Below are 10,887 nucleotides of genomic sequence, written 5' to 3' on the forward strand. Positions count from 1 at the left end.
CCTGTCAAACACCCCCCCCAACGGAACTTTTCCCCCATTCGCCTATCATTCACCTATGCGCCGCCCTTTGTTCATCGCCATGATCTTCCTGCTGCTCCTGCGCGGCATGGTGGGCGACGCAATGGCGACGGGCATGGCAGCGGGCCATCTGCAACGAGTCGCTTTTGCTACAGAATTTGTAGCTGCTCACTCCCACGAATCAAGGGCTGGCGGGCATTTTGATCATGAAATGACGAGGGAACCGGCCGAACCCATGGTTCATTCGGCGGCGATTCCTCCGGATTGTGCAGGACACGCCTCTAGCCAGGTTTCTGACCCGGTCGCCCCGGAAACCGCCGGGCATTGCGAGTCCTGTGCGGCCTGCCAGGCCTGCAACGCGGTGGCGTTGTCGCCGCTGACAACCCGCACCGCTTCCCTCTCGATTCCTCCTGCGCTGCCGCATTCGCCGGCCGCCCAATTCGCCAGCGCCGTCGCCGCGCTGGGTCAAAAACCACCCATTTCCTGACTTCCAGGCCCGTAGTGGGCCTGTACTTGCCATCCGGCACGGGACTGCCTGCCCTTTTTGCCGGATTCGCGCGATTTTTCCAGATCGCCCCGCCAGTCCGTCAGGAGATTTTTGTGAACATCCGTTTTCTTTTTTGCATGCTGCTCTTGCCGCTGGGCAGCGTTCACGCGCAAGGCGCACCGGCTCCGCAAGCCACGGACCCGGCAGCACCCGTGCCCCCCGTGCCCTACCGCTCCGTGTTTTCCGATCTGCCCACCGGCGTGGAAGCCGGCCGTGAAGACTGGAAAAAGGCCAATGCCGAGGTCGGCCGCTTCACGCGCGGCCATGCCGACATCCTCAAGTCGGAGCAGCAGCAGGCAGCGCCAACGGCTCCTGCGGCCACGCCGGATACCGCCCCACCTGCGGCGGCCCATCCCCACAAACATTGAGCTGCACCATGTTTTCATTCCACAAATCCGCAACGGCCCTGCTGGCGGTCGCGACGCTGGCCGGCTGCGCCAGCCTGTCGCCCGACGGCAACCAGGCCGACATCAACACATTGACTGCCAGCAAAACGGCGGGGGTACAGGCCCCGGTGGGGCGCAGTGACAGCACGGAAACCCGCGAAGCCGTGGCCCGGTTGCTGGCCGAACCGCTGAGCGCCGAGTCGGCGGTGCGCATTGCGCTGCTGAACAACCCGGGCATTCACGCCTCCATGGCCACGCTGGGCATCAGCGATGCCGACCGCGTGCGCGCCGGCACGCTGCCGAACCCGCATTTCTCGATCGGCCGCTTTGTCGAAGGCAGCAAGGTGGAGATAGCCCGCGGCATCGGCTTCAACGTCATCGGCCTGCTCACCTTGCCCTGGCGTGCCAAATACCAGGGCCAGCAGCACGAGCTGGCCAAACTGCAGGCGGCGCAGGAGGTCGTCAAACTCGCCGCCGACACACGCAAGGCCTGGATCAGCGCCGTCGCTGCCCAGCAGACCGCCAGCTATATGAAAGACGCAAAGGAGGCGGCCGAGGCCAGCGGCGAGCTGGCCCGGCGGCTGGCACGCGTGGGCAACTGGAGCAAGCTGAACCAGGCACGCGAACAGGCCTTCGTCGCCGATGCAGCCGCGCAGCTCTCACGCAGCCAGAACGCGGCCTATGCCGCACGCGAAAAACTCATACGCCTGATGGGCCTCTGGGGCACGCAGACGCAGTTCTCGCTCAGCGAGCGCTTGCCGGACCTGCCTAAAACCATTGCCGACATGCCGGACATCGAGGCGAGAGCCCTGCGCGACCGCCTGGACGTGCGCGCCAGCATGGCGCAGGCAGGCTACGTCGCCGATTCGATGGGGCTGACCCGGACCACCGGCTTCATCAACGCGCTCGATGCGAAGTATTCACGCAACACCACGTTTAACAACGCGACCGGTGACAAGGAGATCAAGCGCGGTTGGGAACTGGAGCTGCCGCTGCCCATCTTTGACTGGGGCGGCGCGAGCAACGCGCGCGCGCAAAGCCAGTACATGCAGTCGGTGGCGCGTGTGCGCGAGACAGCCATCCAGGCCCGCTCCGAGGCGCGCGAAAGCTACCACGCCTGGCGAACCGCACATGACCTGGCGCTGCACTACCGCGACGAGGTGGTGCCGCTGCGCAAGTTCATCAACAACGAGCTGCTGCTGCGCTACAACGGCATGCTGACCAGCGTGTTCGACCTGCTGGCCGACACACGCACCAGCATCGCGGCGGTCAACGCCAGCATCGAAGCGCAGCGCGACTTCTGGCTGGCCGACACCGACCTTCAAACCACACTGACAGGGACCTCCGCCGGCATGGCGCCCCTGGCCGCCGGCGCTGCGGCCGGCAGCAGCGACGCCAAAGGACACTGACATGAACATCAACAACGAACGCAGACGATTTTTTGCCGGCGCAGCCGCAGCAACTGCCACGGCGGTGGCGGCCAGCGCCGTCAGCCGCGTCGCCATGGCCGCCTTGCCTGAGCCGGTGCTGCAGGGCAAACCTGACACCATGCCGCCATTGGTACCCAGCACGGGCCGGCCCTACAACCCGGTGGTCACGCTCAACGGCTGGACCCTGCCCTGGCGCATGAACAGCGGTGTGAAGGAGTTTCACCTGGTGGCCGAGCCGGTGGTGCGCGAGATGGCACCCGGTTTCAAAGCCAACATGTGGGGCTACAACGGGCAAAGTCCCGGCCCGACCATCGAGGTGGTGGAAGGCGACCGCGTGCGCATGTTTGTCACCAACAAGCTGCCCGAACACACCAGCGTGCACTGGCACGGTCAGCGCCTGCCCAATGGCATGGACGGCGTCTCGGGCCTGACCCAGCCGGCTATTCCGGTCGGCAAGACCTTTGTCTACGAATTCGTCGCGCGGCGGCCCGGCACCTTCATGTATCACCCGCACGCCGACGAGATGACGCAGATGGCCATGGGCATGATGGGTTTCTGGATCACGCACCCCAAGGCGAAACACCCGCTGATCGACGAGGTGGACCGCGACTTTGTGTTCCTGCTCAACGCCTACGACATCGATCCCGGCAGCATGACGCCCAAGATCATGACCATGACGGACTTCAACCTGTGGTCATGGAACAGCCGGGTCTTCCCGGGCATCGACACGCTCAATGTGCGCCAGGGCGACAAGGTGCGCATACGCATGGGCAACCTGACCATGACCAACCACCCGATCCACCTGCACGGCCACGAGTTTGTGGTGACTGGCACCGATGGCGGTCCCACGCCGAAATCGACACGCTGGCATGAGGTCACCACCGACGTGGCAGTGGGCCAGATGCGGCAGATCGAATTCCTCGCCGACGAGGAAGGCGACTGGGCCTTCCATTGCCACAAGAGCCACCACACCATGAACGCCATGGGTCACGATGTGCCCACCATGATCGGTGTGGACCACCGCGGCCTGATCAAAAAGCTGCAGAAGGCCGTGCCCGACTACATGGTCATGGGCGAACGCGGCATGGCGGACATGGGCGAGATGGAAATGGAAATTCCCGAGAACACCGCCCCCATGATGACCGGCACCGGCCCGTTCGGCCCGGTCGAAATGGGTGGCATGTTCAGCATGCTCAAAGTACGCAAAAACCAGAAACCCGGCGACTACAGGGACCCGGGTTGGTACAAGCACCCGGCCGGTACGCAAGCCTATGAATGGACCGGCGCGTTGCCGGACCCGGCTCGCCCGCGCGCCGGCAGTAAAGCCATGCCCACGACCTCACCCGGTCCGGTGACTGAAGTCCAGATCCGCAAACCTTCCGGCCATGCCGGTCACTGATTGAAAGGAAAAAACATGACAACCCAACTTACTCTTAAATTGATAGCTGTTAGCGCTTTATTGATGGGGGCTGGAGGCACATTTGGCCAACATTCGCATCAACCGTCACTTAATGCCAGCCCTTACGCGGGCCAGCAGACACGCGAGATCAAGGCCCTCTCACCTGCCCAAACCGCCGACCTGCAGGCAGGCAAAGGCATGGAGCTAGCCAAAGCCGCCGAGCTCAATGGCTACCCCGGGCCCATGCACACGCTGGAACTGGCCGCGCAACTGAACTTGAGCGCGGAACAGAAACAGGCCAGCGAGGCGTTGATGACCCGCCACAAAGCCGAGGCCCGCAACCTGGGTGCCCAACTGGTGGAAGCCGAACGTGGGCTGGATCAGGCTTTTGCGTCGCGCCAGATCGATGCAGCCCGGCTCGCGGCCCATACCGAACGCATCGGCCAGTTGCAGGCCCTGCTGCGCAAGTCGCACCTGGAAACACATCTGCTGCAAAGCGCGCTGCTGACGCCGGAGCAAATTACCCGCTATGCGCAGCTGCGCGGCTACGCCGGAACGGTGGACGCTGCCGCACCCCCTGCACCTTCCATTCACAAGCATTAACCCGAATTCACCCGAACGGAAACCCCTCCATGAAAAAATTCCACTTCGTCGTCGCCGCCATCCTCACCCTGGGCGCCAGCACGGCGGCCATCGCCCATGGTGAAGACCCCCACGCCGGCAAGACCATGCCCGGCCCCAAAGAACAAAAGGCATGGGGCATTGCCGGTGACACCAAATCAGTCACACGCACCGTGACCTTGACCATGGACGACAACATGCGTTTCACGCCCGACAAACTGAGCTTCAAGCAGGGCGAGACCGTGCATTTTGTCATCCGCAACAAAGGCAAACTGCTGCACGAGCTGGTGATTGGTACCCAGAAGGAGCTCGATGAACACGCTGCCATGATGCTGAAATTTCCTGCCATGGAGCACGACGAACCTTACATGGCGCATGTGAGCGCCGGAAAAACCGGCGGCCTCATCTGGACGTTCAACCGCCCCGGCGAGTTCGACTTTGCTTGCCTGATCGCCGGCCACTACCAGGCAGGCATGGTCGGCAAGATCAGCGTCGCCGCGGTAGCCCGCTAACCCTCACTCAAGGAGAAACTCATGCAAAGAAGATTCCTTATTCAAGCCATCGCCGGCCTCGCCGGCATTTCACTGCTGGCGCCCGCACTGATGGCCCAGACCCGGCCGCAAGTCGAAGTCTGGAAAGACCCGAACTGCGGTTGCTGCAAGGACTGGGTGGCCCACATGGAAGCCAACGGCTTTGATGTGAAGGTGCATGACAGCGGCAACACCGCCGCCCGCAAGCGGCTGGGCATACCTGACAAGCTCGGCTCCTGCCACACCGCGCTGGTCGGTGGCTATGCCATTGAAGGCCACGTGCCGGCGCGCGAGGTGCATCGCCTGCTCAAGGAGCGTCCGGCCGCCGTCGGCCTGTCGGTGCCCGGCATGCCGGTCGGCTCACCCGGCATGGACGGCAAGATTTACGGCAACCGGAAAGACCCGTATGACGTGGTGCTCATCAGCCGCAGCGGCGACACCCGTGTCTATCAAAGTTACCACCGCACCTGAACCGAAAGGACATTCCCATGAAATACTTCACCACCCTGATGGCCACCCTGCTCACTTCGGCCGCCTTTGCGCAGGCCGCCCTGCCCGCCACCGAGGCCGAGGTCCGCAAGGTCGACAAGGACGCCGGCAAAATCACCCTCAAACACGGCGAGATCAAGAACCTGGACATGCCAGCCATGAGCATGGTGTTCCAGGTAAAAGACAAAGCCCTGCTCGACAAAGTCAAGGCCGGCGACAAGGTCAGCTTCACCGCTGACAAGATCGACGGCGCTTACACGGTCTTGTCGATCGAGCCCAGTAAATAAACATTCCGAGGGAGCGCTGTCCCGGGCCTGGTCCGGATCAACGAGTACAAGGAAGCTATTTCAGCTCACTCATGATCCACCTGTCCAGAGGCTGCTTCCCGCAGGTAGCAGATCAACCCTGAAACCCACAGCACGGCAGGCACCAGCAGCAACCAGCGGAAATCAGACTGCAGCATGAAGTTCGTTGCGCTCATCAGCATGACGCTGGTCCCTCCGGCCAGGGTCATTGCTGCAAACGTTCCAGGGGCCCGGCTCGCAAGGTAACGACAAGCCACCAGCAGGGTCAGCGCGCCGGTGGCGACCATGAAGCCTCCCATCACATTGAACACGTGATCAAGCCAGCGCAAAAGACCGGGCGCCGCGCCCAGCAGGATTTCCACCGAACTTCCCATGAAACGCGGATCCTCCGGAAGCAAGGCTGGGCGCAGGAACAGGAAATAGACGCCCAGCCCCACCATCCATAAACCGCAGGCGGCAAACACCTTGCCGGAAGCACGCATTCTCATGTTGGTCGGCGGCATGGACAGGCTCCTGTTGAAGTTCTTATGGCCTGACGCTGACACCGTTAGGCCCTTTGCCAACGGGTACGGTTGCAACCACACTGCGCTTCCTGATGTCGAGCACAGACAACGAGCCGGCGTAGGTATTCGTGATGTACGCGTACCGTCCTTCGCGGTCAACGACCACGCCGTGGGTGCCGGCGCCGGTTTCAATGGTCTTGATCACCTTGAAACTCCCCAGATCGATCATGCTGAGGGTCTTGCCCGGCTTGTTCCGCGTGCCCTGGTTGGCAACAAGCAAGGTAGTCGAATCCGGCGTCGCGAACAATTGGATGGGGACCGTTCCGACAGCAATCCTGCGCAATACCTTGCGGGTCGCAGGATCGATCACGGCAACCGCGTTTTCTCCAGACAATGAAACAAAAGCGAGACGCCCGTCGGGCGTAAAACCCACCTGGGCAGGGCCTCTGCCCACCGGTATTTGCGTCACCTCTTTTTGACTGGCTGTATCAACAACAGATACCGTGTCCCCCTTGAGGTTGGCAACATAGGCCTGCTTGCCGTCCGGGCTGACCCGGATGCCGTGGGGAAATTTGCCGACCGCTATCGTTGACACCGGGCGCTGCGTCGATGCATCTATCACGCTCAATGTGTTGTCACCGCCATTGGTCACGTAGGCAAAGCGGCCATCCGGTGTCAGCACCACATGCGCCGGATGCAAACCGACCGCTACTTTCGCAAGCACCGCATCGGTCGTGGCATCGATCACCCAGACGGCACCGGCGCCGCTCGTGGCTTGATGTTCGTCCTTGCCCATGCCTTGATGCGCAGGGGCATCTGCGGTAGCGGGCTCTCCATTGTTGGTCACCCACACCCGCGTGCCGTCCGGTGAGACTTGCACGTTGTGCGGCTTTCCGCCGACGCGCACGACTGCGAGCGTCTTGAACGACGCAGCGTCCAGCACGCTGACCGTGTCGGCCTCCTCGTTCGCCACATACACCTTGTCTGCGGCTGAACAGACGCCCGCGACACCCCATCCTGACAGCATTGCCACCATCACCAGCCAGTTCCTGATTCCAGACATGATTACCCCTTGTTGAAAAAATTCGTTGCATCCCGGGCCATGCGGGTCACACACCAATCTGCGTAGACCTTACCCAGAAGCTTCCCCAGCCAACGACCTGTCAATCCGGTTGGAAGGCTGTAGTCAATCCAGACACGCACGCGGGTGTCAGTCGCTGCCGGGGAAAGTTCAAACCCCATGCGGTATGGGCCGATCACCAGCAAGCGCGGCTGTCCGCGCGTTTCCCAGGTCTTGCGAAAAGGAGGCTCATGGTGGGTGACCACCTCCTCCACATACAGAGACACCCCAAGAACAACGCCTTTCATGCGTATCACGGATCCCACCGCCTGACCCCGCTGGCTGTCGAGCTCCGTTTTCATCGTGGCGCCTGCCATCATGAGAGACGGCTTCTCCATGTGCGCAGACAGCCGCCTGTGATCGTCCAGCAGTGCAAAAATAGCCGAGGGATCGGCGGCAATATCGGCCAGTGCTTCCCGATGAAGCTGGAACGGCGCACTCATGCCCGGTTCGGCCGCAGGCCATGGTGATGCGTTTTTCAGTGCCATGTCATTACCCCTTTCCCTGGTTCGTGCTATCCGGCTCCTGTCGGCGATGCTGATGGCCACCATGGCCGCCACCACCGTGTCCATGCATCAGGTGCATCAACGGACAAGCCAGCAAAAGCAGGTACGGCCAGAAGCCAAGAACATGACCCCAGTGCTCACGCAGAAGGTAGAAACCGGCGATCAAGGCGGCCGTCGCGACAGCCATGCCGGCAGGCCGGCGCCAGAACGGTGGCTCCGGCCGATCGTTGTTGTCAAACTGATCCATGATGACTCTCCCTCAAAGTTGCCAACGAAAAATCCGGGGGGCGGACTCACCCGATCGCGCAATCCTAAGTTCGATCACGCCCGGTCGCGGCGCTGGAACTTCGAAGGCCAACACCCCTTCGCGGTGATGGCCGCCGGGTGACGCTCCTTCCCAGCGCGCAGGCTTGAATGTGCGGCCCTCGTCGGTCGCCAGGGTGGCGCTGCGGGCCAGGTCGTCGTTCAGGTCAGCACTGTGTGTGTCCAGCACAACCGTGAACTCCCACCGGCCGTCTGGAGTTCCGATCGATTTCGGTGTGACCTTGATCGTCACCCCGCGGTCGCTTGTCGACCGTGTGGTGGTCGCTTCAGGACCTGCCTGAGCCATCGCATCCGGGGGCACGGATGCCAGCACAAGTCCGGCGCAGGCTATCGCGCCCGCTAGCAGGCTGCGCCGACTCAATGGGTAGTCTCGTGTGTCAAACATATCAATCTCCTCAGGAAATAATCTGTGCCGGAAATGTGGGGCTGCATAAACGCAGCCGCTGGCACAATGCCTGTCACGCCCAATCATGTGGACAGGACGCGCTGGAATGGATGGGGCTCAGCGCGCAGGACGCCGGAACGCGGGTTCCGGGCTCAGTCGCCAGAAAAGGCTAAAGCGCCAGCCGCGAGTAGCGGACCCGGACGGGTCGCTCGGCAATAGAGGGACGCACGCCGTTCCATCCCTGGTGCGTCGTGGCAACAGGCGTCAATGGTGTCCAGAAAATTGACATCAGAGGCGCCGGGCCAGGGTCGGCCTGGAACGCCGTCAAATCCTGCTTGGACAGGGAACGGGCGCCATCGTCGCAAACTTTAAGGCACAAGGCCCTAGCCCCATGCGAATCGTCGTTGTCAGCTTCAACTTCTGCGTGACCTGGGGAGACAAGAGCCTGCGCCGTTGCGGACCCTTCGACGGATGCTGCGTAGGCGTGCGTCACGCGCGCTTCCAGCAAGCAGGCATTGGCAACTCCTGAAGCCAGGGCAAACAGCCACCCCAGCAACACCAGCAATGCGGTGTGGCGTTTTGTGCGGGAGCTGAAGGAAAACTTCATGGAAATACAGGTTTTGAAAGTCCATGCTAACGGCACCTCGCGACGGCTGGTTGATATGCATCAAAGGGATGTGCCTGTGAGCGGGTTCCACCGATGGCACCCCTGCCAACCATCGTGAAGCTGGCAGTACAACGCCCTGCCCTGAGAGGGTGGCGTCATCGCTGCGATGGCACCGGGCTTGATGTAACGCAAGCGGCAAGGACTCCCACTCGCAGAGGCTGCAGCCCGCGGTCTGGCGAGGCCGTTTTTGCGCTAACCTGACAAGAACCCATCTGTTCTGTCCATGACCGCCAAGACCCTCTCCTCACACAGTGGGCCTGCGCCCGCTTCCCCGCTGTGGCACGCCTTGCCGGCCGGCGAGGTCCTGGGGCAGCTGGCCTGTGACCCCGCCGTCGGGCTCAACGCCGCAGAAGTGGAAAAACGCCGCGCAAGCGAAGGCGCCAATGCCCTGCCCGAACCGCCGCGCCGTTCCGCGTTGGCCGTGTTTGCGCGCCAGTTCAAGAGCCCGCTGATCTACATCCTGTTTGCCGCCGCGGTGCTGGCGATTGCAATGGCGCATTACGGCGACGCGGTGGTCATCCTGGCTGTGGTGCTGGTCAATGCCGTGGTCGGCACCTTCCAGGAAGGCCGTGCGGAACGTTCGATGGCTTCGCTGCGCCGGCTGGCGGCACTGCGGGTGCGCGTACTGCGCGACGGGCAGGAGGCCATGGTCGAGGCGCGCGAGCTGGTGCCGGGCGATCTGCTGCTGCTGGCGGCAGGCGATGCGATTGGCGCCGATGCCCGCCTGATCGAGGAAGCCCAGTTGCAGGTAGCCGAGGCAGCGCTGACCGGCGAGTCGGTCCCGGTGAGCAAGTCGGTCACGTCGCTGTCCGAGTCCACAGGGCTGGCGGATCGCCACAACATGCTGTTCTCCGGCACCTACGCCACCGCCGGCCGTGCGCGGGCGGTGGTTGTCGCCATCGGCCGCCACACCGAAGTCGGCCGCATTGCCGGGCTGACCGAAGCCGCCGCCGACCCCCAGACGCCGCTGGAGCAGCGCATCGCGCAATTTGGCCGCGCGCTGGTCGTCGCCGCGCTGGTGCTTTTTGTCGCAGTGGTCGCGCTCGGCATGGCCCGCGATCTGCCACTGGCTGATGTGCTGATGGTGGCCATCAGCCAGATGGTGTCCATGGTGCCCGAGGGGCTGCCGGTGGCCATGACCATCGCACTGGCCGTCGGCATGCAGCGCATGGCGGGGCGCGGCGCCATCATCCGCCGCCTGTCGGCCGTCGAAACCCTGGGCTCGACGACCGTGATCTGCACCGACAAGACCGGCACCCTGACACGCAATGAAATGACGGTCAGCGCACTGTGGCTGCCCGGCGGTCTGGAAGTATCCGTCAGCGGCACCGGCTACGCACCCGAGGGCCGTCTGAGTTCCGGTGATGCGGCGCTGCTGCCGCTGCTGCAGGCTGCCGCGCTGTGCAACGACGCGCAACTGCTGCCGCCCGAGGAAGCGCGCACGCAGTGGTCGGTGCTCGGCGACCCGACCGAAGGCGCGCTCAAGGTGCTGGCCGCCAAGGCGGGCATGGATCTGGACAAACTTGTCCGCGAGGCACCGCGCGAGGCCGAACTGGCCTTCGACGCCGACACCCGCATGATGGCCACGCGCCACCGCTTCGTTGGCGCGCCGCGCCGCGTATTCATCAAGGGTGCGCCTGAAGTGCTGCTGCACCTG

The 10,887-nt window shown here is 63.1% G+C and carries 15 protein-coding genes; 9 read left to right on the top strand and 6 right to left on the bottom strand.

The window, feature by feature from the left end; genetic code table 11:
• Positions 1-67: 67 nt before the first annotated feature.
• From WA904_RS01965 to WA904_RS02000, 8 genes are all read left to right on the top strand, one after another.
• Positions 68-505, top strand: a complete 438-nt coding sequence (locus tag WA904_RS01965) for a hypothetical protein (RefSeq protein WP_425195442.1) — start codon at positions 68-70, stop codon at positions 503-505.
• A 113-nt stretch (positions 506-618) separates the two neighbouring features.
• Complete coding sequence (locus tag WA904_RS01970) at positions 619-933, top strand: hypothetical protein (RefSeq protein ID WP_425195443.1); 315 nt, start codon at positions 619-621, stop codon at positions 931-933.
• An 8-nt stretch (positions 934-941) separates the two neighbouring features.
• Positions 942-2,360, top strand: a complete 1,419-nt coding sequence (locus WA904_RS01975; protein WP_425195444.1) for a TolC family protein — start codon at positions 942-944, stop codon at positions 2,358-2,360.
• 1 nt (position 2,361) lies between these two features.
• Positions 2,362-3,780, top strand: a complete 1,419-nt coding sequence (locus tag WA904_RS01980; protein WP_425195445.1) for a multicopper oxidase family protein — start codon at positions 2,362-2,364, stop codon at positions 3,778-3,780.
• A gap of 15 nt (positions 3,781-3,795) precedes the next feature.
• Positions 3,796-4,383, top strand: coding sequence for a Spy/CpxP family protein refolding chaperone (locus WA904_RS01985; RefSeq protein ID WP_425195446.1), 588 nt, complete (start codon positions 3,796-3,798; stop codon positions 4,381-4,383).
• Between the two features lie 29 nt (positions 4,384-4,412).
• Complete coding sequence (locus WA904_RS01990) at positions 4,413-4,913, top strand: cupredoxin domain-containing protein (RefSeq protein ID WP_425195447.1); 501 nt, start codon at positions 4,413-4,415, stop codon at positions 4,911-4,913.
• A gap of 21 nt (positions 4,914-4,934) precedes the next feature.
• Positions 4,935-5,402, top strand: a complete 468-nt coding sequence (locus WA904_RS01995) for a DUF411 domain-containing protein (protein ID WP_425195448.1) — start codon at positions 4,935-4,937, stop codon at positions 5,400-5,402.
• A 17-nt stretch (positions 5,403-5,419) separates the two neighbouring features.
• The gene (locus WA904_RS02000; protein ID WP_425195449.1) at positions 5,420-5,707 is read left to right on the top strand and encodes a copper-binding protein; all 288 of its coding nucleotides are present in this window, start codon (positions 5,420-5,422) and stop codon (positions 5,705-5,707) included.
• A 65-nt stretch (positions 5,708-5,772) separates the two neighbouring features.
• Here WA904_RS02000 and WA904_RS02005 read toward each other — a convergent pair whose 3' ends face one another.
• The 6 genes from WA904_RS02005 to WA904_RS02030 all read right to left on the bottom strand — a co-directional run bounded on the left by WA904_RS02005 (position 5,773) and on the right by WA904_RS02030 (position 9,170).
• Positions 5,773-6,228, bottom strand: a complete 456-nt coding sequence (locus WA904_RS02005) for a hypothetical protein (protein WP_425195450.1) — start codon at positions 6,226-6,228, stop codon at positions 5,773-5,775.
• Positions 6,229-6,250: 22 nt separating this feature from the next.
• A complete protein-coding gene (locus WA904_RS02010) occupies positions 6,251-7,291 on the bottom strand; it encodes a cytochrome D1 domain-containing protein (RefSeq protein ID WP_425195451.1) in 1,041 nt (346 codons plus the stop codon).
• A gap of 2 nt (positions 7,292-7,293) precedes the next feature.
• Positions 7,294-7,836, bottom strand: a complete 543-nt coding sequence (locus tag WA904_RS02015) for an SRPBCC family protein (protein WP_425195452.1) — start codon at positions 7,834-7,836, stop codon at positions 7,294-7,296.
• Between the two features lie 4 nt (positions 7,837-7,840).
• Positions 7,841-8,101: a DUF2933 domain-containing protein gene (locus WA904_RS02020; protein WP_425195453.1), complete on the bottom strand. Its 261-nt coding sequence runs from the start codon at positions 8,099-8,101 to the stop codon at positions 7,841-7,843.
• A gap of 12 nt (positions 8,102-8,113) precedes the next feature.
• The gene (locus WA904_RS02025) at positions 8,114-8,563 is read right to left on the bottom strand and encodes a hypothetical protein (RefSeq protein WP_425195454.1); all 450 of its coding nucleotides are present in this window, start codon (positions 8,561-8,563) and stop codon (positions 8,114-8,116) included.
• Positions 8,564-8,732: 169 nt separating this feature from the next.
• Positions 8,733-9,170, bottom strand: coding sequence for a hypothetical protein (locus WA904_RS02030; protein ID WP_425195455.1), 438 nt, complete (start codon positions 9,168-9,170; stop codon positions 8,733-8,735).
• A 283-nt stretch (positions 9,171-9,453) separates the two neighbouring features.
• Between WA904_RS02030 and WA904_RS02035 the strand changes: the two genes are divergently transcribed.
• Positions 9,454-10,887: cation-translocating P-type ATPase (locus WA904_RS02035; protein ID WP_425195456.1), on the top strand; the 1,434-nt coding region annotated here is incomplete at its 3' end.

This window comes from Polaromonas sp., assembly GCF_049790275.1.
Lineage (GTDB): Bacteria > Pseudomonadota > Gammaproteobacteria > Burkholderiales > Burkholderiaceae_C > Polaromonas.

Excerpts from the sequence above, each read along its gene's own strand:
- WA904_RS02030 (WP_425195455.1), bottom strand. The coding sequence starts at position 9,170 with ATGAAGTTTTCCTTCAGCTCCCGCACAAAACGCCACACCGCATTGCTG.
- WA904_RS02000 (WP_425195449.1), top strand. The coding sequence starts at position 5,420 with ATGAAATACTTCACCACCCTGATGGCCACCCTGCTCACTTCGGCCGCC.
- WA904_RS02015 (WP_425195452.1), bottom strand. The coding sequence starts at position 7,836 with ATGGCACTGAAAAACGCATCACCATGGCCTGCGGCCGAACCGGGCATG.
- WA904_RS02025 (WP_425195454.1), bottom strand. The coding sequence starts at position 8,563 with ATGTTTGACACACGAGACTACCCATTGAGTCGGCGCAGCCTGCTAGCG.
- WA904_RS02020 (WP_425195453.1), bottom strand. The coding sequence starts at position 8,101 with ATGGATCAGTTTGACAACAACGATCGGCCGGAGCCACCGTTCTGGCGC.
- WA904_RS01990 (WP_425195447.1), top strand. The coding sequence starts at position 4,413 with ATGAAAAAATTCCACTTCGTCGTCGCCGCCATCCTCACCCTGGGCGCC.
- WA904_RS01995 (WP_425195448.1), top strand. The coding sequence starts at position 4,935 with ATGCAAAGAAGATTCCTTATTCAAGCCATCGCCGGCCTCGCCGGCATT.
- WA904_RS02010 (WP_425195451.1), bottom strand. The coding sequence starts at position 7,291 with ATGTCTGGAATCAGGAACTGGCTGGTGATGGTGGCAATGCTGTCAGGA.
- WA904_RS02005 (WP_425195450.1), bottom strand. The coding sequence starts at position 6,228 with ATGCCGCCGACCAACATGAGAATGCGTGCTTCCGGCAAGGTGTTTGCC.
- WA904_RS01975 (WP_425195444.1), top strand. The coding sequence starts at position 942 with ATGTTTTCATTCCACAAATCCGCAACGGCCCTGCTGGCGGTCGCGACG.
- WA904_RS01980 (WP_425195445.1), top strand. The coding sequence starts at position 2,362 with ATGAACATCAACAACGAACGCAGACGATTTTTTGCCGGCGCAGCCGCA.
- WA904_RS01985 (WP_425195446.1), top strand. The coding sequence starts at position 3,796 with ATGACAACCCAACTTACTCTTAAATTGATAGCTGTTAGCGCTTTATTG.